Raw genomic sequence first — 26233 nt, forward strand, 5'->3', positions numbered from 1 at the left:
CCTTTCTCGCTATGAGCACAGACCAGGCGCCGCGCACGTCGGCGCTCACCGTGGAGACCACCGGCATCGAGGTGATCGCGGAGGCCGAGCGGAAGGGCACGCCGCGCCAGCTGTTCTGGCCCTGGTTCGGCGCGAACGTCTCCGTGCTCGGCATCAGCTGGGGCGCCTTCGCGCTCGGCATCGGCGTCTCGTTCTGGCAGGCGACGATCGTCGGCATCCTCGGCATCGCCATCTCGTTCCTGCTCTGCGGCTACATCGCGGTGGCCGGCAAGCGCGGCTCCGCGCCCACGATGGTGCTCAGCCGCGCCGCCTTCGGCGTGGAGGGCAACCGGGCGCCCGCGCTGCTGTCGTGGATCCTCACGGTCGGCTGGGAGACCGCGCTGTGCATCCTCGCCACGTTGGCCACCTCGACCGTGCTCGACCAGCTCGGCTGGAGCAGCGGCGACGCCACCAAGCTCCTCGCGCTGGTCGTCGTCGCGGCGCTCACCATCGCGGGCGGCTTCATGGGCTTCGACCTCATCATGCGGATGCAGAGCCTCATCACCGTCGTCACCGCCGTGCTCACGGTCGTCTACGTCGCGCTGGTGTGGGACAAGATCGACTTCGGCGCGGTCATCGCCGTGCCGGGCGGCTCGGCGACGAAGGTGCTCGGCTGCTTCGTCCTGCTGCTCACGGCGTTTGGTCTCGGCTGGGTGACGATGGCCGCCGACTACTCCCGCTACCTGCCCCGCACCGCCTCCACCGGCGGCATCGTGTTCTGGACGACGTTCGGCGGGGCGCTGGCTCCGGCGATCCTGCTCATCGTCGGCCTGCTGCTCGCCGGGTCGTCGAAGACGCTGGCCGACGGCATCGGGGCCGACCCGATCGGCGCGCTGGCCAAGGAGCTGCCCACCTGGGCGCTGGTGCCGTTCCTCGTCGTCGTGGTGCTGGGCCTGGTGGCCGGCGCGGTGCTCGACATCTACTCCTCGGGCCTGGCCCTGCTCACCGCCGGCGTCCGCATCCCGCGCCCCGTCGCGGCCCTCGTCGACGGCGCGGTCATGGTCGTCGGCTCGGTCTACGTGGTGTTCTTCGCCGGAAACTTCCTCTTCCAGTTCGAGGGGTTCCTCATCACCCTCGGCGTGGCCGTGGCCGCCTGGTGCGGGGTCATGCTGGCCGACATCGCCACCCGGCGCGGCCCCTACGACGACGCCGCACTCTTCGACCCCCGCGGTCGCTACGGCAGCGTCAACGTCGGCGCGCTGGTCGTGGTGGGCGTCGGCACGGTGGTGGGCTGGGGCCTGGTCACCAACACCTACGCCGCCTGGCTGAACTGGCAGGGCTACCTGCTCGGCCCGCTGGGGCTCGGCGGGAAGACCGGCACCTGGGCCGGCAGCGGCATCGGGGTCGTGGTGGCCCTGGTCATCGGGTTCGCCGGCGGCCTCGCCGTGGTGCGCCGCCAGGGCTCGCTCGACCGGGCATGAGCCACCTGGTCGTCGTCGACCTGCAGCGGGTCTTCGCCGCGGGCCCGTGGGGTGCACCGCGGTTCGCCAGCATCCTCGACCCGGTCGCACGGCTGGTGGCCGAGCACGAGCCGCACGTGACCTTCACCCGGTTCGTCGCGCCGGCGACGCCCACCGGCGCCTGGGTCGAGTACTACGAGCAGTGGCCGTTCGCCCTCGCCCCGCCCGACGACCCGCAGTACGAGCTGGTGGAGCCCTACACCGACCGGCCCGCGCTGGTGGCCACCACCTTCGGCAAGTGGGGGCCGACCCTGGCGGTGCATCGCGAGATCGTCGTCTGCGGTGTGGCCACCGACTGCTGTGTCGTCTCCACCGTCCTGGCCGCCGCCGACGCCGGGGTGAAGGTGCGCGTCGTCGCCGACGCCTGCGCCGGGAGCAGCGACGCCGCCCACGAGCAGGCGCTGGCGATCATGGCGTCGTACGCGCCGCTGGTCAGTGTGGAGTGACCCCGGGTTCGTGTGGGGCAGTGAGGGTTCGTGTGGGGCAGTGAGGGTTCGGGTGGGTCACTGACGGTTCACCACGGTGCCGTGGTCAACCGTCACTCCCCCACCGGAGCTCGGGTGGGTCAGTGAGGGTCCACCACGGTGCCGTGGGGAACCGGCGGCGGAGGCGGACGGGAATCGAACCCGCCAGGCCGAGATGCTCGGCCTCACCGGTGTTGAAGACCGGGGGGACCACCAGGTACCCGTACGCCTCCTCGTGTGCTCCGGCGGTCGCCAGGGCGGCCATCTGGGCACACGACCCTCATCTCACACCATCCGCTTGAACAGCGACAGCGGGGCGTAGCGCATCGCCACCGACATCGGCGCCCAGGGCAGCGGCGGCACGAAGGCGTGGTCCTTCTCCTTCTCGATGGCCGCGACCATCGCGCGCACGCCCTTGACCGTGCTGGTCATCATCGGCGCGTCGGCGAGCCCGGCGTTCATCTCCGAGGCGATGTAGCCGGGGTAGATGACGCTGACCTTGATGTCGGTGCCGTCGAGCTCCACGCGCAGCCCCTCGGCCAGGTGCGCGACGCCGGCCTTGGTGGCGGCGTACGTCGTCTGCGCCTGGGGCAGCCCACGCACCGCCGACATGGAGCTGATCATCACCAGGTGGCCGCGCTCCTGCGCACGGAAGATCTCCATGGCCGCCTCGGTCTGGGCGAGCGCCGCGACGAAGTTGGTCATGGCCGTGGCCCGGTTGGCGTCGTAGCGTCCGGTGCCCAGCGGGGCACCCTTGCCGAGACCGGCGTTGACGACGATCCGGTCGAGGGTGCCGAAGTCGTCGCGGAAGGCGCCGAAGACCTCGAACACCGCGTCGTCGTCGGTGACGTCAAGCTCCCGGATCTCGACCCGGCGCTCGGGATGGGTGGCTGCGACGTCGGCGCGCAGCGTCTCCAGCTTCTCCCTACGCCGCGCGCACAGCGCGAGGTCGTGGCCGAGGTCGGCGAACTGTCGCGCCATCTCGGCGCCCAGGCCGCTGCTGGCGCCGGTGATGAGGATCGTGGCCACTGCCTAACGGTAGGTGAGCAGGTCGGCCGGCAGGTGGGCGTGGTCGTTGAAGGTCAACAAGTTGGTGCCGCGTCGCCCGGTGACGACCGTGGTCACCCCGGTGTTGACCACCACCCGCGCCAGCCGCCGGTACGTCGGCAGGCCGGCGTCGAGCAGTCCTGCGCACACCCAGCTGATCGGCCCGCCCGAGGTGACGGCGACGACCAGCCCGTCGACCTCGAGCGCGGCGGCCAGGGCGGCCTCGACCCGGGCGGCGAAACCGGCGAACGACTCGCGGTACTCGGCGTCGAAGTCCCCGCTCATCCAGCGCTGCGTGGCCACCTCGAACCAGTCCTGGTAGTCGGGCGTCTCGGGCTGGCGGGAGAGCACGTCGACGTGGTCGATCTCGTCCCAGCCCGCCGCCAGCGAGGGCGTCAGCGACCAGCCGGCGGCGTCCGTGAGCTCCTCGGCCGTGCGGAGCTGGCGCTGCATCGCCCCGTGGACCACCGCCGCCGGCCTCTCCACGCGCTCGGCCAGCCACCGGCCCAGCACCCGGGCCTGCTCTTCGCCGGTGGGTGAGAGCACGTCGTAGTCCTCGGCCCCGAAGGAGGCCTGGCCGTGCCGGACCAGCAGCAGCCGGCCCATCACACCCCCAGCATGTCGGCCGCCCTGGCCTCGAGCGCCGCGGCAGCAGGACCGAAGCGGGCGTAGGCCTCGTTGTGGGTCTGCCCGTGGAAGTAGCGGTAGTAGATCTGCTGGCTGATCCCCGCAAGCCGGAACGCGCCGTACGCCTCGTAGAACGCACGGTCGCGGTCGGGTATCTCGCGCCCCGTGCGCTCGGCGTAGCCCGTCACCAGCTCGTCGCGGGTGAGCATGCCGGGCAGGTGCGTGGGCTGGCGGCGGAACTGCTCGAACCACGGGTCGTCGTCGGCCTGCACCCAGTAGGCCAGCGTGCAGCCCAGGTCCATCAGCGGGTCGCCGACGGTGGCCAGCTCCCAGTCGAACACGGCGAGCACCCGCGTGGGGTCGGCACGGTCGAGCACGAGGTTGTCGAAGCGGAAGTCGTTGTGGATGACGCACTGGGCGACGTCGGCAGGCTGGTGCTCGTCGAGCCACCCCATCACCCGCTCGGCGCGCGCCGCCCGCTCCTCGTCGACGTCGTCGGTGACGGCCTGCCGCCAGCGGGTCGACCAGCCCTCGATCTGGCGTCGCACGTAGCCGCTGCCCTTGTTGAGCGCCGACAGCTCGGGCGAGGCGGCCGCATCGACGCCGTGCAGCCGCACCAGCACCTCCAGCGTGTTCTCGCACAGCGTGCGCACCGCCTCGGCGTCGAGGTCGACGCCGAGCTCGCGCCGCGGCGTGATGCCGTCGACGCGGCCCATCACGTAGAACGGGGAGCCGATCACCGACTCGTCCTCGCAGAAGGCGACCATCGGCGGCACCAGCCCGAACGGCTCGGCCAGCGCCGCCTGGATCCGGAACTCGCGGCCCATGTCGTGCGCGCCCTTGGCCTTCCGGCCGGTCGGCGGGCGGCGCAGGATCAGGTCCTCGCCCAGGGCGTACGTCAGGTTCGACGCACCGCCCGGGAACTGCTGCACCTCGAGCTCGCCCACCTCCACGCCCTGCGCGGCGAGCCAGGCCACCACAGCGGCGACGTCGAAGGCGTCCTCCTCGCGGACCGCGACGGCGTCGCTCACGACAGGCGCTCCGCCTGGCGGCGCAGCTGGGCGTCGTAGGCCGCCCGGTCGCTCAGCTTCAGCTCGTACGCCGCCCGCGCCGCGGGATCGGGCAGGATCAGCTCTTCACCGCGATCGAGCCCCTCGAGCACCGCCGCGGCGATGTCGTCGGGACCGAGCGGGGCGTTGGCCACCAGCTTGGTCATGGTCGCCGAGAGCGCCGTGTCGGCGCCCTGCACCGAGTCCATCAGGCCGGTGCGGAAGTACGACGGGCACACCGCGGCGGCGCGGATGCCGAAGGCCGCCAGCTCGTGGCCGATGGTCTCGGTGAAGGCCACCACCCCGGCCTTCACCGCGTTGTAGGAGCCCATCCCCGCCGGGTGCACCAGGCCGGCCAGCGAGGCGATGTTGAGGATGGTGCCCGATCCGGCCTGCTTCATCATCGGCACGAACGTGCGGGTGCCGCGGACGACGCCGAAGAGGTTGATCTCGGTGATCCACTGCCACTCCTCCATGGTGGCCACGTCGACCCGGCCGCCACCGGCCACGCCCGCGTTGTTGACCAGCACGTCGAGGCCACCCCAGTGCTCCTCGACCCACGCGCGCGCCGCGGCCCAGTCCCCCTCCGAGCGGACGTCGAGGTGCAGGCCGTCGGCGGTCTCGGCGGTCTCGGCGATGTCGGCGACAACGACATCGGCGCCTCTGGCCCGGTACGCCGCCGCGAGGGAGGCACCGAGCCCGGCAGCGCCGCCGGTGATCAGGACGCGGGTCATAGCCCGACCCTAGAGCCCGGCCGTGGCGCCTCGCGCTCAGCCGGCGATCGTCACCACGATCTTGGCCCGTACGGCGGGGTCGAGCCAGCGCGATCGGGCCCGGTAGATCCGGAAGACCGAGATCAGCAGCAGGAACGCCGCCACCTGCAGGATCAAGGTGGTGCCGTCGGCCACCTCGGCCAGGCCGGAGAAGACCAGCCCGACGACGGTGGTGCTCAGCGCCAGCCGCGTGGAGTAGCCGACCATCACCACCGGCGGGGCCGGGGTGGCACGGGCGCTGCGCATGTCGACGGCGTAGGGGTGGTCCACCGACCAGCGCATGGAGGCCGAGAGCACCTGCCCGGTGACCACCACGAGCACCGCCACCACGGAGAGCAGCTGCTCCGGCGTCGGACGGCCGGCGCGGGTCGCGCCGAGGGTGACGGTGAGCAGCGCGGTGGCGAGCAGCACCTCGGCCAGCACCCACACGCGCGCGGTGAACATCTGACCGGGCGCGACCGGCAGGCTCTGGCGCCACAGGCCGCCGCGGCCGTCCAGGCACCAGGTGTTGACGCCGAAGAGCAGCGCGGCGCCGGAGGCGACCAGGCCCGGCAGGATCGTCAGCCGGGTCCACTGCAGGTGGCCGGCGAGCGCGATGGCGCCGGGCATTACGGCCAGCACCAGCAGACCGCGTCGCAGCGGCACCGAGCGCCACACGCCGGCACGGTCGATGCGCACCAGCGCCCACAGGTCGCTGGCCGGGTTCGGCCGCGGCCGGAACAGGCCGGTCTCGAGCCGGTGCTCCTCACGCGGGGCGCGGCGAGCCGCCCACCCCGCGGGCAGCGCGCCGACGACGACGGCGGCCGCGGCGAGCAGCGCGGTCGTCAGCGTCGGCACCACGTAGGTGTGCAGCCCGGGGCTCTGGCCGTTGAGCGCCGCGAGGTAGACGCGCAGCGTCGGGCTGTGGTCGAGCACCTCGGTAAGGTGGCCGGTGACCAGCACCCCGGCGACCAGCGCGGCGACCGCGAGCACGATCCCGCGCACGATCCAGGTGCCCGACGGCCCCCGGCGCACCCACTCCAGGGTCCAGGCCACCACCTGGCCGAGCGCGGTCGCGAGGCCGATGTAGGCCAGCACCGGCAGCACGGTGAGCAGCAGGCCCTTCGGGCCGGCGCTGTAGGACGTCATCCCCAGCAGCGTCCAGGCCTGGAGCAGCCAGGCGACGTTGAGCGGGGCCAGGAGCAGCGAGCCGAGGTGGTCGGTCGTGGGCGAGATCGGCCAGGCCACCGCCTGGTCGCGCGGCACCAGCTCCCGCCCGCCTCCCGACGCGGCCGCCGAGACCGCCGCGAGCACCAGGAACCCCAGGTAGATGGACGGCAAGATGCCCAGGATCTTGCCGACGCCGGCCTCGTGCGCGCTGCCGCGCACGTAGGCCGGCACCACGATGGCCGAGAGCGTCAGGCCGACGACGATGCCGAGCGCGAGCTGCAGCCGGTGACGGCGCCGGCGGTCCAGCCCGGAGGCGCGGAAGGCCAGCAGGGCCTGCAGGTCGCGGACCGGGGCGAGCAGGCGGGACGCGAGGGGCTCAGTCGAGAAGACCGCGGTAGACACGCGTGCCCTCCTCGCCGGCCAGCTCCGCGGAGTCCAGCCGCGCGACGGCCGAGCCGCCGCGGAGCACGAGGGCGGTGGAGCAGGCCTCGACGGCCAGCTCGCGCAGGTGGGTGGAGACCAGCACGGCGCCGCCGCGAGCGCGGGTCTCGCCGATGACGTCCATCGTCGCGGTCACGCCGGTGGGGTCGACGCCGTCGAAGGGCTCGTCGAGCAGCAGCACCTCCGGCTCGTGGAACGCGGCCAGCACCACCGAGAGCCGCCGGCCCATGCCGTGGCTGAAGCCGCTGGTCACGCGGTGCATCACCTCGCCGAGGTCGAACCGCTCGAGGAGGTCGCGTGCGCGGCTCTCCCAGTCGTCCATGCGGCGCAGCCGCGCCGAGAGCTGCAGGTGCTCCCACGGCGTCGCCCGCGGCACCAGGCCGCCGACGTCGGGGCAGTAGCCGACCGCACGCTTGACCGCCATGGGGTCGAGCGCGACGTCGTGGCCGGCCACCGAGACGACGCCCTCGCTGGGCGGCACCACGCCGGCCAGCACGCGCATGGTGGTCGACTTGCCGGCGCCGTTGCGCCCGAGCAGGGCGGTGCCGTCACCGGCACGAGCGGTGAGGTCGACGCCCTGGACGGCGTGCACGGAGCCGAAGCGCACGTGCAGCCCGCGCACGTCGACCGCCTCGGCGGTGCGGGTGTGGGTCGGGTCCGACAGGCTCACGCTCACCCGCCCATTCTCACCGAGGGCTGTCGGTTTTGGGAGGGTTTGCGGAACCTAGGCGGGGAGCCGCTCGCCCTTCTCGGCCAGCTCCACCAGGTACGCGGGCGGGTCGAACCGGTCTCCGTAGGCCGCCGCCAGCTCACGCGCCCGGGCCACGAAGCCGCTCACCCCGGTGCCGGCCGGGCCGACGTAGCCGTGGATGAACTGCGCCGCTCCCCCGGTGGCCGGCGGGTAGCCGATGCCCATGATGGAGCCGATGTTCGCCGCGGCCGAGGACTCGATGACGCCCTCGGCGAAGCACCGGGCGGTCTCGACGGCCTCGATGAACAGCAGCCGGTCCTTCATGTCGGCGAAGTCCGGCGGCGTCGAGGCGGGCGCGAACAGCTCGCTCAGCCCCGGCCACAGCCGCGTGCGGCGACCGTCCTCGTAGTCGTAGAACCCCGCGCCCTTGAGCTTGGAGGGGCGACCCGCCTCGATCATCTGCTGCACCACGGTCTCGGCCGGGTGCGGGGCGTACGTGCCGCCGTCGCGCTCGGCCGCCTCGCGGGTGGCCTTGGCGATCTTGGCCATCAGCTCCAGGTTGAGCTCGTCGGAGAGCCGCAGCACGCCGACCGGGTAGCCGGCCTGCGTGGTGGCGCGCTCCACCGACACCGGGTGCGCGCCCTCGGCCAGCATCGCCAGGCCCTCGTTGACCATCGTGCCGATCACGCGGGAGGTGTAGAATCCGCGGCTGTCGTTGACCACGATCGGGGTCTTGCGCAGCTGCATGACGACGTCGAGCGCCTTGGCCACCGAGGCGTCGGAGGTCTTCTCGCCACGGATGATCTCCACCAGCGGCATCTTGTCGACCGGGGAGAAGAAGTGCAGCCCGACGAAGTCCTCGGGACGGTCGACGCCCGAGGCGAGCTCGGTGATCGGCAGCGTCGAGGTGTTCGAGCACAGCAGCGCGTCGGGGTTCACGTGCTCGCGCACCTCCTCGAACACGCGGTGCTTGAGGTCGGGGTCCTCGAAGACGGCCTCGATCACGGTGTCGACGCCGGCCAGGTCGGCGGCGTCCGCGGTCGGGTGGATCCGCGCCAGCACCTCCTCGGCCTTGTCCTGCGTGAGCTTCCCGCGCGAGACGGCCTTCGCCAGCAGCTTCTCGGAGTACTGCTTGCCCTTCTCGGCCGCCTCGGCGGAGACGTCCTTGAGCACGACCTCCATGCCCGAGCGGGCCGCGGAGTAGGCGATGCCCGCGCCCATCATCCCGGCGCCGAGCACGCCCACCTTCGATGCGGTGTAGGCGGGGACTCCCTCGGGGCGCAGCGAGCCGGAGTTGATGGCGCCGAGGTCGAAGAAGAACGCCTGGATCATGTTCGTGGAGTTCTGCCCGACGATCAGCTTGGTCAGGTAGCGCGACTCGATCCGCGTCGCGGTCTCCAGGTCGACCTGCGCGCCCTCGACGGCGGCGGACAGGATCGCCTTCGGCGCCGGCATGTCGGCGCCCTTCAGCTGCGTGCGCAGCAAGGAGGGGAACGCCGGCAGGAAGGCGGCCAGCTTCGGGCTCGACGGCGTGCCGCCCGGCATCCGGTAGCCCTCGCGGTCCCACGGCTGCTTCGCGGCTTCGGGGTCGCCGGCGTGGGCGGTGATCCAGGCCTTCGCGGCGGGCACGAGCTCCTCGCGGGTGGCGACCAGCTCGTCGACCAGGCCGAGCTCGTGGGCCTTGGCCGGCTTGAACCGGGTGCCCTGCAGCAGCACGTTCATCAGGGCGTCCTGGATGCCGAGCATCCGCACGACGCGGGTGACACCGCCGCCGCCGGGCAACAGGCCGAGGGTGACCTCGGGCAGCCCGAGCTGGACCTTCGAGTCGTCGACGACGATGCGGTGGTGGCAGGCCAGCGCGATCTCCAGGCCGCCGCCCAGCGCGGCGCCGTTGATGGCGGCCACGACGGGCTTGCCCAGGGTCTCCAGGGCCCGCAGGTCGGCCTTGATGGCCTCGATGTTGGCGAAGACCTCCGGGGCGTCGTCCGGGCCGGCCTTGATCATGCCCTTGAGGTCGCCGCCGGCGAAGAAGGTCTTCTTCGCGCTCGCGACGACGACGCCGGTGATGCCCTCCTTCTCGGAGATCAGCCGCTCCACCGCGGCGTGCATCGACGCCTTGTAGAGGTCGTTCATCACGTTGGCGCTGCCGGTGGGGTCGTCGAGGGTGAGGACGACGATCCCGTCGTCTCCCCGCTCGTAGCGCACGGACGACTGCTGGTCGTTCATCTCAGACCCTCTCGACGATCGTGGCGATGCCCATGCCGCCGCCGACGCAGAGCGTGGCCAGGCCGCGGCGCAGGTCGCGCCGCTCCAGCTCGTCGACCAGCGTGCCGAGGATCATCGCGCCGGTGGCGCCCAGCGGGTGGCCCATCGCGATCGCGCCGCCGTTGACGTTGGTGATCTCGTGGTCGATGCCCAGGTCGCGCATGAACCGCATCGCGACCGCGGCGAAGGCCTCGTTGATCTCGAACAGGTCGATGTCGTCGACCTCCAGGCCCGCCTTGGCCAGTGCCTTGCGCGAGGCCGGGGCCGGACCGGTGAGCATGATGGTCGGGTCGGCGCCGGAGACCGCGGCGGAGACAATGCGCGCCCGCGGCGTGAGGCCGAGGTCGTGGCCGACCTGCTCGTTGCCGATGGCCACGATGGCCGAGCCGTCGACGATGCCCGAGGAGTTCGCGGCGGTGTGGACGTGGTCGATCCGCTCGACCCAGTGGTACTTCTCCAGCGCCACGTTGTCGAAGCCGGCCTGCTCGGCGATGGCCGCGAAGCTGGACTTGAGACCGCCGAGAGACTCCACCGTCGAGTCGGGCTTGATGAACTCGTCGTGGTCGAGCACCGTGACGCCGTTCATGTCGACCACGGGGATGACCGACTTGGCGAAGTAGCCGTTGGCCCACGCCTTCGCCGCCCGCTGGTTGGACTCCACCGCGAAGGCGTCGACGTCCTCGCGGGTGAAGCCCTCGAGCGTGGCGATCAGGTCGGCGCCGATGCCCTGCGGTACGAAGCCCGTGGTCAGCGCGGTGGCCGGGTCGGCCGCCCACGCGCCGCCGTCGGAGGCCATCGGCACCCGGCTCATCGACTCCACGCCGCCGGCCAGGATGAGGTCCTCGAAGCCGCCGCGCACCCGCGAGGCCGCCTGGTTCACGGCCTCCAGCCCGGAGGCGCAGAAGCGGTTGAGCTGCACGCCCGCCACCGTCTCGGGGTAGCCCGCCGCGAGTGCCGCCGTCTTGGCGATGTCGCTGCCCTGGTCGCCGATGGGCGAGACGACGCCGAGCACCACGTCGTCGACCCGGTCGGGGTCGAAGGAGGGGTTGCGCTTGCGAACCTCGTCGAGCAGCCCGACCACCAGGTCGATCGGCTTGACCTCGTGGAGGGTCCCGGTCTTCTTGCCTCGCCCGCGGGGGGTGCGGATCGCGTCGTACACGAAAGCTTCGGCCATGCCGCGATCATGACAGTAGAACTGTCAGCGTCCAAGGGCGCGTGAGGTTTATCCCTCCTGCTCGGTGGGGCGGACCAGCACCTCGTTGACCGCCACCCGGCGCCGGCGGGTGACCACGAACGAGATCGCCTCGGCGATGTCCTCGGCCTCCATGCGCTCCATGCCCTCGAAGCGGCGGTTCATCCCCTCCTGCACCTCGGGCCGGTTGTGGGATGCCAGCTCGGTGGCCACCGCGCCAGGCTCGACCAGGGAGACCCGCACGTGGCGCCGCGCGACCTCCTGGCGCAGCCCCTCGCTGAACGCACCGACCGCGTGCTTGGTGGCGTTGTAGACGGCGCTGCCGTTGCGGGCCACGCGGCCGGCCACCGAGGAGATGTTGACCAGGTCGGCCACCTGGCGCGGGCCGGCCTCGGCCGCGCGCAGCAGGTGCGGCAGCGACGCGTGGGCGACGTAGAGAAGCCCGGTGACGTTGAGCTGCACCATGCGCTCCCACTCCTCGAGCGGGGCGTCGACGGCGGGGCCGAGCAGCATGACGCCGGCGTTGTTGACGACGGTGTCCAGGCGCCCGAAGTGCTCCGCGGCCTGCGCCACGGCTCGCTGCGCCTGCTCGCGGTCGGTGACGTCGGCGGTGAGGGTGAGGGCGTCGGCGCCGACCTCGGAGCCGATCTGCCCGGCCAGCTCCTCGAGCCGGTCGGTGCGGCGGGCGACCAGCGCCACGCGGGCGCCGTGGCGGGCGAGGTCGAGCGCGGCGGCCTGGCCGATGCCGCTGGAGGCGCCGGTGACGAGGGCGACGGTTCCGTCGAGGGAGTCGGTCATGTCAGGCACAAGTCGGCGCACCTGTCGCAGATTCCGCCCTCAGCGGGCCGCACGCACCTGCAGCCGGGTGAGGAAGAGCGCCTGCGAGAGGTCGGCTCCGGCGACCCGGGCGTCGCGCAGGTCGGCCCCGAGCAGGTCGGCCGGCCCGAGGTCGACGCCGCGCAGGTCGGCGCCGATGAGCACCGCGCCGCGTAGATCTGCCGCGTACAGGTCCTCCTCGCGCAGGTCGCGGCCGGCGAGGTCGGCGTGACGCAGCGACGGCCCGCCGGCGCGCACCAGGCCGCTGACCTCGTCGAGCAGGGCGCCGCACCGCGACTGCAGCACCGTCACGTCGACGTCGTGGGGCGAGCGGGCCGCCGCGCTCACCCGGTCGCGCAGCCCGTCGACCTCGTCGTGCAGCGGGGCCGCCTCGGGCCGCGAGCGCGCGTCGGCGAGGTACCAGAGCAGCTCGTGGAGCCGCTCGACGACCTCGAACGCGTCGAACATCGCCGGCGACGGGGCCGCCCCGCCGAAGAGGTCCTGGACGACGAACTGGCCCGCGCCGAAGCAGTCGTAGACGGTGCAGCCGCGAAAGCCCCGCTCGGGCAGCACCTCGTGGATGGTGCAGAGGTGGTCGCCGCCCAGGTGCGGGCACGGCGTGCGCGCCGGCTTGTCGATCGCGAAGTCGGCCGAGCGCCCGAACGCCGGCACCACGCAGCACAGCCCCACACAGCGCGAGCAGTCGGCCTCGAGCTCGGTCACGGCCGCCTGCTTCCCACGACGAACTGCCGCTTCCCACGGGTCTTACGTCGTGGGAAGTGCCCGTTCACCATGGTGGCATGGTGAACGGGCGACCCGTCCGGCCCGAGCGACCCCGTCACCGCTGCACGGCCACCCCGGCCTCGATGAGGGCGTCGGCGTCGTCGATGCCCCAGGCCAGGAGAGCGGCGCGGGTGTCGGCTCCCGGCGCCGAGGGACCGGACCCGAGCTCGGCGGACGTGCGGGAGAACCTCGGCGCCGGCGCGGGCTGCACGACGCCGTCGCGCTCGACGTAGACCTCGCGGGCGACGTTGTGCGGGTGCCGGGCCGCCTCGGAGAGCGGCACGATGCCGGCCACGCAGGCGTCGGTGCCCTCGAGGTCGGCCACCCACTCGGCCTGGGTGCGCTCCTTGATCCGCGCGGTGATCAGCGAGCGCAGCTCGCCGGCGCGCTCGGGGTCGGCGCGGTCGGGGGCGTCCTCGAGCCCGAGGCGCTGCAGGAACTCGACGTAGAACTTGCCCTCCAGCGGCGCCACCGAGAGGTGCTTGCCGTCGGCGGTCTCGTAGACGTCGTAGTAGGGGACGCCGCCGTTGAGCAGTCCCTGGGCTCGCTCCTCGGGCTGGCCCATGTCCAGGAAGTTCGCGTTCATCGCCGACACGTGCGCGGCGCCGTCGACGATGGCGGCGTCGACCACCTGGCCGCGACCCGACGTGCGTGCCTCCAGGAGCGCCGCGAGCACGCCGATCACCAGGTACGTCGAGCCGCCGCCGAAGTCGCCGGCCAGGTTCGACGGGAAGTGCGGTCGGTCGGGGTCCTGGCCGAGCCCGTGCAGCACGCCGGCCACCGAGATGTAGTTCATGTCGTGACCGGCGCTGTGGGCCAGGGGTCCGTGCTGACCCCACCCGGTCATCCGGCCGTAGACCAGCGCGGGGTTGCGCGCCCAGCAGTCCTCGGGACCGAGCCCGAGCCGCTCGGTGGTGCCCGGCCGCATCCCCTCGATCAGCACGTCGGCCCGCTCCACCAGCCGCAGCACCGTCGCGACCGCCTCCGGACGCTTGAGATCGAGCGCGACGCTGGGCCGGCCGCGGTTGAGGACGTCGTAGGACCCCAGCTCCAGGTCACCGCCGCCCGGCCGGTCGATCCGGACGACGTCGGCGCCCAGGTCGGCCAGGATCATGCAGGCATGCGGCCCGGGGCCGATCCCGGCCAGCTCGACGACGCGTACTCCAGCCAGTGGTCCCACACCTGGGATCATGGCAGGCGTGCGACGTGAGTCCGACTGGTCCGCCGACAAGGTCGTCGCGCGCAACCGCCGAGCGGCCCACGACTACCACCTCGAGAGCGGCCTCGAGGCCGGGCTGGTGCTGGTGGGCACCGAGGTGAAGGCACTGCGGGCCGGGCGGGCGTCGCTGGTCGACGGGTTCGTCGAGATCGACGGCGGGGAGGCGTGGCTGCACGCGGTGAACATCCCCTCCTACGCGCAGGGCAGCTGGACCAACCACGCCGCCAAGCGCAAGCGCAAGCTGCTGCTCCATCGCGTGCAGATCGACAAGCTCGAGCGCCGGGTGCGCGAGGGAGGCATGACGATCGTCCCGCTCTCGCTCTATTTCTCCGGCGGCCGCGCCAAGGTGGAGATCGCGTTGGCCCGCGGCAAGAAGTCCTGGGACAAGCGGCACAGCCTGGCCGAGCGCGAGGCCCGCCGCGAGATCGAGCGGGCCGCCGGCCGGCGTCTCAAAGGACGCGCCTGAGGAACTGGCGGGTGCGCTCCTCGCGGGGTTCGACGAGCACCTGCGAGGGCGGGCCCTGCTCGAGGATGCGGCCCTCGTGCAGGAAGCAGACGCTGGTGGCGACGTCGCGGGCGAAGCCCATCTCGTGGGTGGCCAGCAGCATGGTGGTGCCCTCGGCGGCCAGGTCGCGCAGCACCGCGAGCATCTCGCCGACCAGCTCGGGATCGAGGGCCGAAGTGACCTCGTCGAGCAGCAGCAGCTCGGGGCGGGCGGCGAGCGCGCGGGCCAGCGCCACCCGCTGCTGCTGGCCGCCGCTGAGCTGGTCGGGACGGGCGTCGGCCTTGTCGGCCAGACCGAACCGGTCCAACAGCTCCATCGCGCGCGTGCGCGACTCGTCCTGACCCACCGTGTGCACGATCTGCGGGGCGAGGGTGATGTTGCGCAGCACGCTCATGTGCGGGAACAGGTTGTAGGCCTGGAACACCATCCCCATCCGGCGCCGCACGGTGCGCGGGTCGACGCGCGGGTCGGTGATGTCCTGGCCGTCGAACTCGATGACGCCGTCGTCGACCTGCTCGAGCAGGTTCACGCAGCGCAGCAGCGTCGACTTGCCGCTGCCCGAGGCACCGATGAGGCAGACGACGTCGTGCGGCGCGACGGCGAGGTCGACGTCGTCGAGCACCATCTTGTCGCCGTAGGACTTCTTGACGCCGGCGAGCGAGAGCAGCGTCATCGGGCGACCCCGGAGAGCCGGCCGCCCAGCGAGCGCCGGCCCAGGTAGTCGGTCAGCCGTGCCAAGGGCACGGTGAGCGCCACGAAGAGCACGGCGGTGACGACGTAGGGGGTGAAGTTGAAGTGGAAGTTGGCGTAGTCGCGCGCGGCGAACAGCGCCTCGAAGACGCCGACCGCACCGGCCAGCGCGGTGTCCTTCTGCAGCGAGACGAAGTCGTTGAGCAGCGGGGGCACCACGTTGCGCACCGCCTGCGGGAGCACCACGTGCCGCATCGTCTGGGCGTTGGAGAACCCCAGCGCCCGGGCGCTCGCCACCTGCGAGGGGTGCACCGACTCGATGCCGGCGCGGAACACCTCGGCCACGTAGGCGCCGTAGGAGACGACGAGCGCGATCAGCGCGAGCCAGAACAGGCTGGTGGGCACCCCGGTGAGCCGCAGCGCCGGCACCCCGAGGGCGAACAGGAACACCAGCAGGATGCTCGGGATGCCACGGAAGACGTCGGTGTAGAGCACGGCCACCACCCGCAGCGGGAACAGCGCCGCCGAGCGGGTGCCGCGCACGATGGCGACGGCGGCGCCGAGCACCAAGATGACCGGCTCGGCGACCAGGAACATCACCACGTTGAGACCGAAGCCCTTGATGACCGACGGGAAGGCGTCGACGGCGGAGTGCGGGTCGAAGAAGGTCCGCTTGACCACCGGCCAGCCCTGCGAGGACGTCACCAGCAGGCCCACCACCCCGAAGAAGACGACGGTGGCCAGCGTCGCCAGCAGCGCGCGCCGCAGCGACTGCGACCGCCGCACCCGCCGCCGCTCCAGCTCGACGGCGGAGACGCTCACGACTGCGTCAGCACCGGCACGCTGACGGACTCCGAGAGCCACGTCTTCTCCAGCGATGCCAGCGTGCCGTCCTGGGTGAGCTGGGCGACGGCGTAGTCCAGGCAGGGCACGAGCTTGCTGCCCTTCGCGGCCAGCATGCCGAACTGCTCGGGGGTGCCGCTGCTCTTGAACTGCCCGATGATGACGCCCTTGGAGAGCTCGGTGGCGGTGATGTAGAGCGCGGTCGGCAGGTCGGCCACGATCGCGTCGACCTGGCCGTTGAGCAGCGCCTGCTTGGCCACGTTGGTGTCGTCGAAGACCAGCGGGTCCTCGGCAGGCTTCACGTCGTCGCGGATCGCGGTGAGCGACGTGGTGCCGGTCTGGGCGCCGAGCTTGAGCTTGGCGAGGTCGGCCGGGCTCGTCGCCTTGGCCGCAGCGGACCCCTTCAGGGCGATGACGGCCTGCGCGGCGGAGTAGTAGCCGGTGGAGAAGTCGACCACCTTGGCGCGGGCCGTGGTGATCGAGATCTGGTTGATGTCGAAGTCGAAGTTCTTCGGGCCCGGGGCGTAGGAGTTGTTGAACGGCTCCTTGACCCAGCTGACCTGGCTCTGGGAGAAGCCCAGCTTCTTCGCGACGGCGTAGGCCACGGCCGACTCGTAGCCCTTGCCGTTGGTGGGCTTGTTGTCCTCGAACCACGGCGGGTACGCCGGGCTGTCGGTGGCCACGGTGAGCGTGCCCTGCTTGGTCAGCGCACCCGCCTTGGCCAGCGCGGCGGGCGTGCAGGTGCTGGCCGAGGCGCTCGCCGAGGAGGAGGCGGTGGCACTGGAGCCGCTGCTGGCACTGGAGCCGTCGTCCTTCGGGGCACAGGCGGACAGGACGAGGACCGTCGGCAGCAGGGCGGCCGCCACCAGGGAGAGCGTGCGCATGAGAGAAATGCTAGGGCTCGGATCGACATTAGAATCCACGCCATGCCCCCGGTCGCGCTGCACCACCGCGTGCACGGCCCGACCGGGGCGCCCACGGTGGTCCTCGGCGGCTCGCTCGGCTCCACGACGCGGATGTGGGACGACCTGGTCGCCGACCTCTCCGCCGAGCGCCGGGTGGTGGCCTTCGACCTGCGCGGTCACGGCTCCTCCCCCACCGCCGTCGGCCCCCTCGAGGTGGCCGACCTCGCCGCCGACGTCCTCGCGCTGGCCGGGATGCTCGGGCTGGAGCGCTTCGACTACGTCGGCATCTCCCTGGGCGGCGCCATCGGCCAGCAGCTCGCACTCGACGCCCCCGACCGTCTCGACCGTGTGGTGCTGGCCTGCACCGCCGCCCGGTTCGGCGAGCCCGCGACCTGGGTCGAGCGGGCGGCGCAGGTGCGGGCCAGGGGGCTGGGCCCGTTGCGGATGCCGACCGAGAACCGCTGGTTCACCGAGGCGGTGGAGGCCGAGCACCCCGACCGGGTGCGCCGCACCATGGACGACTTCGAGGGCACCGACCCCGAGAGCTACGCCGTGCTGTGCGAGGCGCTGGGGCGCTTCGACGTCCGCCACCGGCTCGGAGAGATCGGACTGGGCGAGCGGGTGCTGGTGCTCGGCGCCGACCAGGACCCGACCTGCCCGCCCCCGGTGGTCCGCGAGCTGGCCGAGGCCATCCCCGGCGCCCGCACCGCCACCGTCGCCGATGCCGCCCACCTGGCCAACCTGTGCCGGCCGGCGCCGTTCGCCGCCGCGGTCCGAGGGCACCTGTCGTGAGCCACACCGCGGTGCGGGTGCCCGTGCGCGAGGCCGAGACGATCGTGCGGCGCCGGGCGCTGGCCAACGGCGACCCGCTGCAGCCCCAGGACGGCAGCCTGATGGCGCACATCACCGTGCTCTCGCCGTTCGTGGCCGAGGACCAGCTCGACGACGGCGTCATCGCCGAGCTCGAGCGCTACTTCGCCGACGAGGGCCAGTTCGGCTACGAGCTCACCGGCGTCAGCCGCTTCCCCGGGGAGGGACCGGCCTACCTCGTGCCCGAACCGGGGTCGCTGTTCCGCGAGCTGACCCAGGGCCTGTGCCGGATCTTCCGCCAGTTCCCGCCCTACGGCGGCCGGTTCGACGACCTGGTGCCCCACCTCTCGGTCCCCCTGCTGGCCGGCGAGACGGTGGACGACCTGCGCGCCGACGTCGAGCACCGGCTCCCCCTGGAGGCGACGGCCTTCACCGCCACCTTGGTCCGGGTCGCCGAGCACGACACCCGGACCATCGCGAGCTTCCCGTTCGGGTCCACCGCGGCCTGAGGGCGGGTCGGCGCGGGCAGGGGTCGAGCCTGCCGTGATTCACCGGTGCACCGGTGAGTCACGGCAACCCCAGCAGCCCCTCGATCACCCGCGCCACCCCGTGGTCGTCGTTGCTCGCGGCGACGTGGTCGGCCACGGCGAGGACGCTCTCGTGGGCGTTGGCCATGGCGTAGGAGGTGCCGGCCCACTGCAGCATGGCGATGTCGTTGGGCATGTCGCCGATGGCGAGCACCTCCTCGGCGCTGATGCCGTGCTCCTCGCAGAGCAGCGCGAGCGTGCTGGCCTTGGTGACACCGGCCGCGCTCATCTCCAGCAGCGACGACGTCGAGGACCAGGTGATCTCCACCAACGACCCGACCACGGCCTCCGCGCGGTCCCAGAAGTCCAGCGGCGCGAGCTCCTCGTGCCGGGCGAGGAGCTTCAGCACGGGGCCGTCGACGATCTCGGCGATCGTGCCGCGTCGCGCGCCGTCGGGAATCGGGTGGCGCTCCATGAAGGAGTGCTCGAGCGCGATCCCGCTCATCGTCTCCACGGCGAACGCGCTGCCGGCCACGGCGGTGCGGATGAGCTCGGTGACCTCCAGCGCGACGTCGGGCTCGATGGCGCGGACCGACCGCATCGCGTCGCCGGCGACGTCCCAGACCATCGCGCCGTTGGAGACGACCGCCAGGCCGTGGGGGCCGACGTGGTCGAAGACCTCGCGCGTCCAGCGCAGCGGCCGGCCGGTGACGAAGACGACGGCCAGGCCGGCGTCCTCGGCCGCCGCCAGGGCGGCGACGGTGCGCTCGGCCAGCGAGCCGTCGGAGCGGACCAGCGTGCCGTCGAGGTCGCTGGCCACGAGGCGGATGCTCATGACACCGGCCTGACCAGCAGGGGCTGGTCCTCGTCGTCCGGGTCGGGCCCGTGGTCGGCGAAGCCGACGCGGCGCAGCAGGGCGAGCGAGGCAGCGTTGTCGGGCTCGGTATGGGCCCGGACGCGGACGCCGGCGGCGTCGGTGAGGGCCAGCAGCGCCGGCAGCGCGGCGCTCATCAGCCCGCGCCGTCGGGCCTCTTCGACCAAGCCGTAGCCGACCTCCGCCTCGGGCACGCCGTCGCCCGACCGCTCGGGAGGTCCGAAGAAGCCGATGGTGCCGACGACCAGGCCGCCGGCCCGCTCACGGATGCCGCGCGAGGTCCATCCGGAGACCTCGCGCACCATGCCGACGCCGTCGCGGTCGTCCTGCCGCGGGAAGGAGGAATGCCAGTCCTCGTGGCGTCGCGGTGGGTCGGCCAGCAGGTCGGAGATGTCGTCGACGTCGAGGGTCTCGAGCACGACCAGCTCGGTCCGCAACGCTGCGGTGGGGAGGTCGATCACGCGAACCAGCGTCCCAGCACCGCCGCGGCGCCGTCGTCCTGCACCGGCGGAGCGACCTCGTCGGCGGCGGATCTGACCACCTCGGGGGCCTGTCCCATGGCCACACCGTGTCCGGCCCAGCCCAGCATCTCGATGTCGTTGCGGCCGTCGCCGATCGCCAGCACGTCGGAGCGGTCGAGGCCGAGGTCGGCGCAGACCCACTCCAGACCGCTGGCCTTGCTGACGCCGTCGGGGGCGAGGTCGAGCCACGCCGTCCAGCCGATGAAGTAGTTGGTGCCCTGCAGCCCGAGCTGCTTGGCCAGGTGGACGAAGTCCTCCGAGGTGGAGTCGGGATCGCGGATGATGACCCGGCTGACGGCGTCGAGCCGCATGTCGGCCAGCTCGGTCACGATCATCTCGCCGTCGAGCTCGCCCTCGGGGAACAGCCGGTTCACGCGGTAGCCGATGCCGTGCTCCTCGACCGCCACCGCGGCACCGGGCACGTGGCCCAGCACGACGCGCACGGCGTCGGTGGCGTCGAAGGTGACCTCCTCCACGACCTCCATCGGCGCGTGCCGGAACACCACCGAGCCGTTGGAGGCCACGACGTGCAACCGCTCGCCGGTCCGGTCGCGGACCAGCTCGGTGAGCCCGAGCGCGTCGGCGATGCCCGCCATCGACAGCGGCGCCCGGCCCGAGGCCAGCACCACGTGGGCACCGCTGGCGGCCGCGGCCAGCACGGCCCGGCGCACCGGCTCGGTGACCTCCTCGACGCTCGCGCCGCGCGGGTCGGGCACCAGCAACGTGCCGTCGATGTCGAGCGCCACCAGACGCGGCACCCAGTCCGTCAACGCCTCACTCAACCGGCTTCAGCACCTCACGGCCCTGCAGGTAGGGCCGCAGCGCCTCGGGCACCCGTACCGAGCCGTCGGCCTGCTGGTGGGTCTCCAAGATGGCCACGATCGTGCGCGTCATCGCGCACAGCGTGCCGTTGAGGGTCGCGACCGGTGAGGTGCCACCCTCGAACCGGCCGCGGATGTCGAGCCGGCGGGCCTGGAAGTCGGTGCAGTTCGAGGTCGACGTCAGCTCGCGGTAGCGGCCCTGGGTGGGGATCCAGGCCTCGCAGTCGAACTTGCGCTGCGCGGAGAGACCGAGGTCGCCGGCGGCGACGTCGATCACGCGGTAGGCCAGCTCGAGCTTGTCGAGGAACTCCTTCTCCCACGCCAGCAGCCGCTGGTGCTCGGCGAAGGACTCTTCGAGCGTGGTGTAGACGAACATCTCCACCTTGTCGAACCAGTGCACCCGGATGATGCCCTTGGTGTCCTTGCCGTGGCTGCCGGCCTCCTTGCGGTAGCACGGGCTGAACGCGGCGTAGCGCAGCGGGAAGCGGGACGGGTCGAGGATCTCGTCGGAGTGGTAGGCGGCCATCGGCACCTCCGAGGTGCCCACCAGGTAGAGGTCCTCGCCGTCGATGCGGTAGACGTCGTCGGCCGCCTGGCCGAGGAACCCGGTGCCCTCCATCGCGCGCGGACGCACCAGCGCCGGCGGGATGACGGTGGTGAAGCCGTTGGCCCGGGCCTGGTCCATGGCCAGCTGGGTCAGCGCCATCTCGAGGTCGGCGCCGACGCCGGTGAGGAAGTAGAACCGCGAGCCCGAGACCTTGGCGCCGCGCTCGACGTCGATCGCGCCCAGGATGCGGCCGAGCTCGACGTGGTCGCGCGGCTCGAAGCCCTCGGCGGCGAAGTCGCGCGGCGTGCCGACCGTCTCGAGCACGACGTAGTCGTCCTCGCCGCCGGCCGGGGCCTCCTCGGCGGCGACGTTGGGGATGGCCATGAGCGCCTCGCGCCAGTCCTGCTCGGCGGCGGTCTGCGCCGCCTCGGCGCTCTTCACGTCGGCGGCCAGCGTCTTGGTCCGCGCCAGCAGGTCGGCCTTCTGCTCGGCGCTCGCCTGCGGGATCTGCTTGCTCAGCTGCTTCTGCTCCGCGCGCAGCCGCTCGAAGTCGGCGATGGAGGTGCGCCGTTCCTCATCGGCGGCCAGCGCCGTGTCGACGACGTCAGCGGACAGCCCACGACGGGCCTGGGCGGCTCGGACGCGGTCGGGGTCGTCGCGGAGGGCGCGTGGGTCGATCACGCCCCGAGGGTATCCGTGGACGTCGGCGGGCGCCGCCGCGAGAGCCCGCCGAGGACCACGGCGACCAGCGTCACGACACACACCAGCACGAAGAGGTTGCCCGTGACCGCGTCCGACCAGGACCACAGCCGCAGCCGGAACAGTCCGATGGGCGGCTGGTGCTCGGGCCCGCCCGCCGGCGAGCTCACGAACCAGGCGGCACACAGCAGCGCGACCACCGCGGCCGCCAGGCGGCGTCCCTGCGCGAGGAGCACCACCAGCAGCGGCAGCAGCCACACCCAGTGGTGCTCCCAGGAGAACGGCGAGATCGCGGCGCCGGTCAGCCCGACCAGGGTCGTGCTCAGCGCCGGCCGGTCGCGCTGCCACGCCAGCCAGGCCGCCACCATCCCCAGGACGCCGACGACGGCCACGAGCGCCAGCCAGGTGAGGGTCAGCGTGCGGTCCTCCAGTCCCGCGCGCACCAGGGCGCCGCGGATCGACTGGTTGCCCGGCGTCGACGCCGGCGCCACCCGGTCGGCGGAGAAGAAGGTGTGGGTCCAGAATCGACTGGAGTCCGCGGGCAGCACGGCGAAGCCCACGGCGATCGTCGCCGCGAACGCCGCCACCGAGGTCGCCGCCGCCCGGTAGCGACGCGTGATGAGCAGGTAGGGCAGGAAGACCAGTGGCGTCAGCTTGATCCCGGCCGCCACCCCCACCAGCGCCCCCTGCCACCGCGGCCGGTCGCGGCGACCGAGGTCGAGCAGCACCATCGCCATCAGCAGCAGGTTCACCTGGCCCAGCGCGATGGTCAGCCACACCGGCTCCAGCCACAGCGCCGCGGCCGCCGTGGCCACCACCGCCGGCGTCAGCCACGACCGATCGGCCGTCCTCGACTCCACGTGCCACACGCCGGCTGCCACGGCGAGCACCAACACCACCTGCAGCACCATTCCGAGCGGGATCAGCAGCCCCACGCCGACCAGCCCGAGCGGCACCATCACCAGCGCGGCGAACGGTGAGTACGTCCACACGTAACCCAGGTCCACCGGCCGCGTGTACAGCGGCGCGCCGTGCAGGACGGCCAGCCCACCGTGTCGGTAGACGTCGATGTCGGTGCCCACCGGCGCCGACCCCGGCCACACCGCCAGCACGACCAGGTGCAGCAGCGCGGACGCGACGAGCAGCGCCCAGGCCGCCCTCATCCCTGAGTCGGGGGCAGCACGAAGACCGGGTCGGAGTCGGTGGGCACGACGTCGCTGGTGGGCTGGCCGACGTCGCGCCAGGTCGAGCTGCCCTCGTCGAGCACCTTGGTCTGCAGGGTGCGACCCGCCACGCAGAAGGCCCAGGTGTCGCCGCCGGAGGTGACGAAGCCGGCGCTGACCTCGCACGGGCTGGGCGCGTCGCCGTAGGGCTCGTCGCCCAGCGGGTCGAGCACCCGGCCGCCGGCGCGCTGGACGGGCTCGGTGGAGTCCTCGCCGTTGCCGGCCGGGATGGTCTCGAAGGAGCCGGTGTCCTCGATGAAGGGCTCGCCGGTGTTCTGGGCGAACCCGCCGCCGTAGATCCAGCCGGTCTTCTGCGGCAGCGTGCCCTCCTGCTGCGCCTGCTGGGTGGCCAGGTCGACCTTCCACACGGTGCGTCCCGAGACCACGCGCAGCACGCCGGCGTCGGTGGGGTCGAAGGAGACCCAGTCGGTGCGCAGCGACGGGTCGTGGCTGAGCCGGCGCACCGAGACCGCCCGCTTGGCGCCGTTGGCACTGAGGTCGTAGAGCCGGACGACGCCCTTGGCCCGGTCGGAGGTCGCCTGCGGCTTGCTGTCGAGCAGCGCCCACCGATGGCTGGCGTCGACCAGCAGGCTCACCGCGCCGCCCGAGGCCTGCATCGGCTCCACCGGGCGCATCGTGACGACCGTGGCCGTTCCGGTGGCGGGCGTGAGCGTGACGTAGGTGGCCTGGCGCCCCTCGCCGTCCTCGCCGACGTAGGAGTCGAAGCGCAGCAGCCAGGACTGCGAGGCCGCGGCGTCGCCGCTGCTGCTCGACGAGGGGCTGCTGGACCCCTCGGACCGCGCGCTGCCGGAGGGCTGCTGACCGCATCCGGCGACGCCCGCCAGCACCGAGAGCACTGCGAGGACCGTCATCACGACCCGCCTCATCGCCTCAGCCTACGCCCGTCTGGGAGAATCGGGCGGCGTGAGCGACGCCCCCCAGCCGCGGCGCACGGCCGCGTGGGCGGTCGTGTGCCTGGTGCTCTTCGCGGCGCTGGCCGTGCCGGTGCACCTGCACTGGCAGCCGCTGCAGGACCTCGACACCGCGCTCGGCACACCGCCGCAGCGGCTGACCGTGGACACCTCGTGGCTGCGGCACGTCGCCCTGGCGGTGCAGCTCGCCTTCAGCCTGTGGCCGATGACGGCCTACACGGTCGTCACGGCCGGATTGCTGGTATGGAAGAACCACCGCCGTGCCGCCGTGTGGACCGTGCTGGTCATGGTCGTCTCGACGCTCCTGGTCGACGTCCTCAAGCCGCTGGTCGGACGCGCCCGGCCGGTGTGGGACGACCCCATCACGACCCTGCGCTCGCTGAGCTTCCCCTCCGGCCACGCCGCCGGCGTCGCCGCCGCGGCCTGCGTGACCTGCGTGCTGGCCATGATGCTGGTGCGTCGACGCAACCTGCGCCGGCTGCTGGTCGGGGCTGCGGTGACGGTGGCCGTGCTGGTGGGCCTCGACCGGGTGCTGCTCGGCGTGCACAACGTCTCCGACGTGGCCGGCGGCTGGCTGCTGGGCGTCGGCGTCGGGCTGACCGTGCTGACCGTCTACGACCCGCGCCCGCGCTCGAGCGCGCTCACCACCGAGCCGCTGCCGGAGGTCTACCGCCGCGAGGCGCGCCAGCTGGCCGTGGTGCTCAACCCGGCGAAGGTCGACGACCCCGGTGCGTTCCGGGCCATGGTCGAGGAGTCGGCCGCCGCGGCCGGGTTCGCCGACGTCTTCTGGTACGAGACCACCGTCGAGGACCCCGGCGAGAGCCAGGCCCACGCGGCTGCGGTGGGTGGCGCCGACCTGGTCATCACCTGCGGGGGCGACGGCACGGTCCGTGCGGTCTGCGAGGAGCTCGCCGGCACCGGCGTCCCGATCGGCATCGTGCCGGCCGGCACCGGCAACCTGCTGGCTCGCAACCTGGCCCTGCCGCTCTACCTGCGTGCGGCGGTCGACGTGGCCCTCAACGGCCAGGACCGGGCCATCGACATGGTCGAGGTCTCCGGTGACGAGATGCCCGACTCCACCTACCTGGTGATGGCCGGCATGGGCTTCGACGCCGCGATCATGGAGGGCGTCAACGAGGACTTCAAGGCCCGGGTGGGCTGGGTGGCCTACGTCGTCTCGGCGCTGCGCTCGCTGATGTTCCCGGCGGTGCGGGTCGAGATCTCCGTCGACGGCGGCGAGTTCACCCGCCACCGGGCCCGCACCATCGTCGTCGGCAACGTGGGGTTCCTGCAGGGCGGCATGCCGCTGATCCCCGACGCGGAGATCGACGACGGCCTCATCGACGTCGTGCTGCTCTACCCGCGGCGCTTCCTCTCCTGGCTGCCGCTGGCCGTGCGTGTGCTCAGCCGCAACCGCCGCACCGACGAGCTGGTCACGCGGATGCGCGGCAAGGAGGTCGTCGTGCGCGCCGCGGGAGAACAGCCCCGCCAGCTCGACGGCGACCTGGTCGCCCCCGGCAAGGAGCTGCGCTGCCGCTGCGTCCACGGGCGGCTGCTGGTCCGGGTGCCTCGCTGAGCGATACGTCTCGGCGCTACTCGGACTCCTCGTCGACGACCTCGACCCCGGTGACGCCGTCGACCGCCCCCAGCGTCGAGACGGCGCCGGAGAGGTCGCGACCGGTCAGCGTGAGCATCACGCCGACCGTGTCGGCACCGCCGAGGGTCGGGGGCTCGGAGGCCAGGGCGGTCAGCGTCCAGCCCCGGTGGCTGCACTCGGCCAGCAGCCGGCGCAGCACTCCGCGGGAGTCCTGATAGGTCACGTGCAGGTGCAGCGAGCGGCGCAGCCGGCCGGGCAGCCGTGCCACCAGCGGCCCGAAGACCAGCACGATCACGAAGTGCAGGACGGTGACCACCACTGCCAGCAGCACCAGTCCGGCGCCGGCGGCCATGCCGATCGCCGCGACCTCCCACACCGCGGCCGCGGTCGTGAGCCCGCGCACGGCGCCCTGGCGGGTGATGATCAGCCCGGCGCCCAGGAAGCCGACGCCGGAGACGATCTGGGCGGCGACGCGGCTGGGGTCGAGCACGACGTGGTCGGACAAGACGTCGCCGAAGCCGTACTTGCTGACCAGCAGGATCAGCGCCGACGACGTGCCGACGATCGTCTGGGTCCGCAGCCCGGCGCTCTTGCCGCGCACCTCGCGCTCGAGGCCCACCAGGGCCGAGAGGCCGAAGGCCACCACCAGCTCGACCGCCTGGATGACGCCCTGTCCGGGGCCGCTGAGCAGGTCGAGCAGGGACATCGCCGCGAGCCTACGCTC

Annotated in this window: 27 protein-coding genes and 1 tRNA gene; 6 read left to right on the forward strand and 22 right to left on the reverse strand. The window is 72.7% G+C overall.

All coding sequences use genetic code 11. The features are described from left to right. The first annotated feature begins 11 nt into the window (after positions 1-11). The gene (locus tag D9V37_RS18015) at positions 12-1460 is read left to right on the forward strand and encodes a purine-cytosine permease family protein (protein WP_121807503.1); all 1449 of its coding nucleotides are present in this window, start codon (positions 12-14) and stop codon (positions 1458-1460) included. Then, entirely contained in the window at positions 1457-1945 is a 489-nt protein-coding gene (locus D9V37_RS18020; protein ID WP_121807504.1) for a cysteine hydrolase family protein, read from the forward strand. The genes D9V37_RS18015 and D9V37_RS18020 overlap by 4 nt, the downstream gene beginning before the upstream one ends. Before the next feature lie 158 nt (positions 1946-2103). On the opposite strand, the gene D9V37_RS18025 is transcribed toward D9V37_RS18020, so the two are convergent. From D9V37_RS18025 to D9V37_RS18080, 12 genes are all read right to left on the reverse strand, one after another. Continuing rightward, a tRNA-Sec gene (locus tag D9V37_RS18025) sits at positions 2104-2196 on the reverse strand. A gap of 52 nt (positions 2197-2248) precedes the next feature. After that, positions 2249-2992 carry an SDR family oxidoreductase gene (locus D9V37_RS18030; RefSeq protein WP_121807505.1) on the reverse strand — a complete coding sequence of 248 codons (744 nt, stop codon included), beginning with the start codon at positions 2990-2992 and terminating at the stop codon, positions 2249-2251. Between the two features lie 3 nt (positions 2993-2995). Continuing rightward, the gene (locus tag D9V37_RS18035; RefSeq protein WP_121807506.1) at positions 2996-3616 is read right to left on the reverse strand and encodes a histidine phosphatase family protein; all 621 of its coding nucleotides are present in this window, start codon (positions 3614-3616) and stop codon (positions 2996-2998) included. Then, entirely contained in the window at positions 3616-4668 is a 1053-nt protein-coding gene (locus D9V37_RS18040; protein ID WP_121807507.1) for a phosphotransferase family protein, read from the reverse strand. The genes D9V37_RS18035 and D9V37_RS18040 overlap by 1 nt, the downstream gene beginning before the upstream one ends. Then, a complete protein-coding gene (locus D9V37_RS18045) occupies positions 4665-5420 on the reverse strand; it encodes an SDR family NAD(P)-dependent oxidoreductase (protein ID WP_121807508.1) in 756 nt (251 codons plus the stop codon). The genes D9V37_RS18040 and D9V37_RS18045 overlap by 4 nt, the downstream gene beginning before the upstream one ends. Positions 5421-5456: 36 nt before the next feature. Continuing rightward, positions 5457-7010, reverse strand: coding sequence for a hypothetical protein (locus D9V37_RS18050; protein WP_121807509.1), 1554 nt, complete (start codon positions 7008-7010; stop codon positions 5457-5459). Continuing rightward, entirely contained in the window at positions 6985-7725 is a 741-nt protein-coding gene (locus D9V37_RS18055; RefSeq protein ID WP_232524993.1) for an ABC transporter ATP-binding protein, read from the reverse strand. The genes D9V37_RS18050 and D9V37_RS18055 overlap by 26 nt, the downstream gene beginning before the upstream one ends. A gap of 48 nt (positions 7726-7773) precedes the next feature. Further along, on the reverse strand, positions 7774-9966 hold the full coding sequence (locus D9V37_RS18060; protein WP_121807510.1) for a 3-hydroxyacyl-CoA dehydrogenase NAD-binding domain-containing protein: 2193 nt from the start codon (positions 9964-9966) through the stop codon (positions 7774-7776). A 1-nt stretch (position 9967) separates the two neighbouring features. Further along, complete coding sequence (locus tag D9V37_RS18065) at positions 9968-11179, reverse strand: acetyl-CoA C-acetyltransferase (RefSeq protein WP_121807511.1); 1212 nt, start codon at positions 11177-11179, stop codon at positions 9968-9970. A gap of 48 nt (positions 11180-11227) precedes the next feature. Further along, complete coding sequence (locus D9V37_RS18070) at positions 11228-11995, reverse strand: SDR family NAD(P)-dependent oxidoreductase (protein ID WP_121807512.1); 768 nt, start codon at positions 11993-11995, stop codon at positions 11228-11230. A 39-nt stretch (positions 11996-12034) separates the two neighbouring features. Further along, complete coding sequence (locus tag D9V37_RS21030; RefSeq protein WP_121807513.1) at positions 12035-12736, reverse strand: pentapeptide repeat-containing protein; 702 nt, start codon at positions 12734-12736, stop codon at positions 12035-12037. Positions 12737-12851: 115 nt separating this feature from the next. Then, the gene (locus D9V37_RS18080) at positions 12852-13976 is read right to left on the reverse strand and encodes a CaiB/BaiF CoA transferase family protein (RefSeq protein ID WP_232524994.1); all 1125 of its coding nucleotides are present in this window, start codon (positions 13974-13976) and stop codon (positions 12852-12854) included. 19 nt (positions 13977-13995) lie between these two features. Here D9V37_RS18080 and smpB point away from each other — a divergent pair, with 19 nt between their 5' ends. Next, positions 13996-14481 (forward strand): SsrA-binding protein SmpB, encoded by a 486-nt coding sequence (gene smpB, locus D9V37_RS18085; protein WP_269778393.1) that lies wholly within the window; start codon positions 13996-13998, stop codon positions 14479-14481. Here smpB and D9V37_RS18090 read toward each other — a convergent pair. The 3 genes from D9V37_RS18090 to D9V37_RS18100 are packed head-to-tail and all read right to left on the reverse strand — an operon-like array spanning position 14465 to position 16937. Beyond that, positions 14465-15193 (reverse strand): amino acid ABC transporter ATP-binding protein, encoded by a 729-nt coding sequence (locus D9V37_RS18090; RefSeq protein WP_121807516.1) that lies wholly within the window; start codon positions 15191-15193, stop codon positions 14465-14467. The genes smpB and D9V37_RS18090 overlap by 17 nt on opposite strands. Next, positions 15190-16032 carry an amino acid ABC transporter permease gene (locus D9V37_RS18095; protein WP_232524995.1) on the reverse strand — a complete coding sequence of 281 codons (843 nt, stop codon included), beginning with the start codon at positions 16030-16032 and terminating at the stop codon, positions 15190-15192. Before D9V37_RS18095 ends, D9V37_RS18090 begins: the two co-directional genes overlap by 4 nt. Continuing rightward, on the reverse strand, positions 16029-16937 hold the full coding sequence (locus tag D9V37_RS18100; RefSeq protein ID WP_121807517.1) for an ABC transporter substrate-binding protein: 909 nt from the start codon (positions 16935-16937) through the stop codon (positions 16029-16031). The genes D9V37_RS18095 and D9V37_RS18100 overlap by 4 nt, the downstream gene beginning before the upstream one ends. Positions 16938-16979: 42 nt before the next feature. On the opposite strand from D9V37_RS18100, the gene D9V37_RS18105 reads away from it, so the two are divergent. Continuing rightward, the gene (locus D9V37_RS18105) at positions 16980-17750 is read left to right on the forward strand and encodes an alpha/beta fold hydrolase (RefSeq protein WP_121807518.1); all 771 of its coding nucleotides are present in this window, start codon (positions 16980-16982) and stop codon (positions 17748-17750) included. After that, entirely contained in the window at positions 17747-18277 is a 531-nt protein-coding gene (locus tag D9V37_RS18110; RefSeq protein ID WP_158604516.1) for a 2'-5' RNA ligase family protein, read from the forward strand. The genes D9V37_RS18105 and D9V37_RS18110 overlap by 4 nt, the downstream gene beginning before the upstream one ends. A gap of 58 nt (positions 18278-18335) precedes the next feature. Here D9V37_RS18110 and D9V37_RS18115 read toward each other — a convergent pair whose 3' ends face one another. Genes D9V37_RS18115 through D9V37_RS18140 form a run of 6 tightly spaced genes read right to left on the reverse strand, consistent with a single transcriptional unit; the run spans position 18336 to position 23867 of the window. After that, entirely contained in the window at positions 18336-19130 is a 795-nt protein-coding gene (locus D9V37_RS18115; RefSeq protein ID WP_121807520.1) for a Cof-type HAD-IIB family hydrolase, read from the reverse strand. Next, positions 19127-19630, reverse strand: a complete 504-nt coding sequence (locus tag D9V37_RS18120; protein WP_158604517.1) for a GNAT family N-acetyltransferase — start codon at positions 19628-19630, stop codon at positions 19127-19129. The genes D9V37_RS18115 and D9V37_RS18120 overlap by 4 nt, the downstream gene beginning before the upstream one ends. Continuing rightward, positions 19627-20472 (reverse strand): HAD family hydrolase, encoded by an 846-nt coding sequence (locus D9V37_RS18125; RefSeq protein WP_121807522.1) that lies wholly within the window; start codon positions 20470-20472, stop codon positions 19627-19629. The genes D9V37_RS18120 and D9V37_RS18125 overlap by 4 nt, the downstream gene beginning before the upstream one ends. After that, positions 20465-21739 carry a serine--tRNA ligase gene (serS, locus tag D9V37_RS18130; protein WP_121807523.1) on the reverse strand — a complete coding sequence of 425 codons (1275 nt, stop codon included), beginning with the start codon at positions 21737-21739 and terminating at the stop codon, positions 20465-20467. The genes D9V37_RS18125 and serS overlap by 8 nt, the downstream gene beginning before the upstream one ends. Continuing rightward, the gene (locus D9V37_RS18135) at positions 21736-22920 is read right to left on the reverse strand and encodes a glycosyltransferase 87 family protein (protein ID WP_121807524.1); all 1185 of its coding nucleotides are present in this window, start codon (positions 22918-22920) and stop codon (positions 21736-21738) included. The genes serS and D9V37_RS18135 overlap by 4 nt, the downstream gene beginning before the upstream one ends. After that, positions 22917-23867, reverse strand: a complete 951-nt coding sequence (locus D9V37_RS18140; protein WP_147455997.1) for a hypothetical protein — start codon at positions 23865-23867, stop codon at positions 22917-22919. Before D9V37_RS18140 ends, D9V37_RS18135 begins: the two co-directional genes overlap by 4 nt. 37 nt (positions 23868-23904) lie before the next feature. Here D9V37_RS18140 and D9V37_RS18145 point away from each other — a divergent pair, with 37 nt between their 5' ends. Further along, complete coding sequence (locus tag D9V37_RS18145; protein WP_232524996.1) at positions 23905-25488, forward strand: diacylglycerol kinase family protein; 1584 nt, start codon at positions 23905-23907, stop codon at positions 25486-25488. Positions 25489-25504: 16 nt separating this feature from the next. Here D9V37_RS18145 and D9V37_RS18150 read toward each other — a convergent pair whose 3' ends face one another. Then, positions 25505-26215, reverse strand: a complete 711-nt coding sequence (locus D9V37_RS18150; protein ID WP_121807526.1) for an MgtC/SapB family protein — start codon at positions 26213-26215, stop codon at positions 25505-25507. Between the last annotated feature and the right edge of the window lie 18 nt (positions 26216-26233).

The organism is Nocardioides mangrovicus (assembly GCF_003674065.1).
Classification (GTDB): domain Bacteria; phylum Actinomycetota; class Actinomycetes; order Propionibacteriales; family Nocardioidaceae; genus Marmoricola; species Marmoricola mangrovicus.

Coding starts and splice junctions, on each gene's coding strand:
- D9V37_RS18015 (WP_121807503.1), top strand. CDS start 12: ATGAGCACAGACCAGGCGCCGCGCACGTCGGCGCTCACCGTGGAGACC.
- D9V37_RS18020 (WP_121807504.1), top strand. CDS start 1,457: ATGAGCCACCTGGTCGTCGTCGACCTGCAGCGGGTCTTCGCCGCGGGC.
- D9V37_RS18035 (WP_121807506.1), bottom strand. CDS start 3,616: ATGGGCCGGCTGCTGCTGGTCCGGCACGGCCAGGCCTCCTTCGGGGCC.
- D9V37_RS18045 (WP_121807508.1), bottom strand. CDS start 5,420: ATGACCCGCGTCCTGATCACCGGCGGCGCTGCCGGGCTCGGTGCCTCC.
- D9V37_RS18060 (WP_121807510.1), bottom strand. CDS start 9,966: ATGAACGACCAGCAGTCGTCCGTGCGCTACGAGCGGGGAGACGACGGG.
- D9V37_RS18065 (WP_121807511.1), bottom strand. CDS start 11,179: ATGGCCGAAGCTTTCGTGTACGACGCGATCCGCACCCCCCGCGGGCGA.
- D9V37_RS18070 (WP_121807512.1), bottom strand. CDS start 11,995: ATGACCGACTCCCTCGACGGAACCGTCGCCCTCGTCACCGGCGCCTCC.
- D9V37_RS18090 (WP_121807516.1), bottom strand. CDS start 15,193: ATGACGCTGCTCTCGCTCGCCGGCGTCAAGAAGTCCTACGGCGACAAG.
- D9V37_RS18100 (WP_121807517.1), bottom strand. CDS start 16,937: ATGCGCACGCTCTCCCTGGTGGCGGCCGCCCTGCTGCCGACGGTCCTC.
- D9V37_RS18105 (WP_121807518.1), top strand. CDS start 16,980: ATGCCCCCGGTCGCGCTGCACCACCGCGTGCACGGCCCGACCGGGGCG.
- D9V37_RS18115 (WP_121807520.1), bottom strand. CDS start 19,130: ATGAGCATCCGCCTCGTGGCCAGCGACCTCGACGGCACGCTGGTCCGC.
- D9V37_RS18135 (WP_121807524.1), bottom strand. CDS start 22,920: ATGAGGGCGGCCTGGGCGCTGCTCGTCGCGTCCGCGCTGCTGCACCTG.
- D9V37_RS18140 (WP_147455997.1), bottom strand. CDS start 23,867: ATGAGGCGGGTCGTGATGACGGTCCTCGCAGTGCTCTCGGTGCTGGCG.
- D9V37_RS18150 (WP_121807526.1), bottom strand. CDS start 26,215: ATGTCCCTGCTCGACCTGCTCAGCGGCCCCGGACAGGGCGTCATCCAG.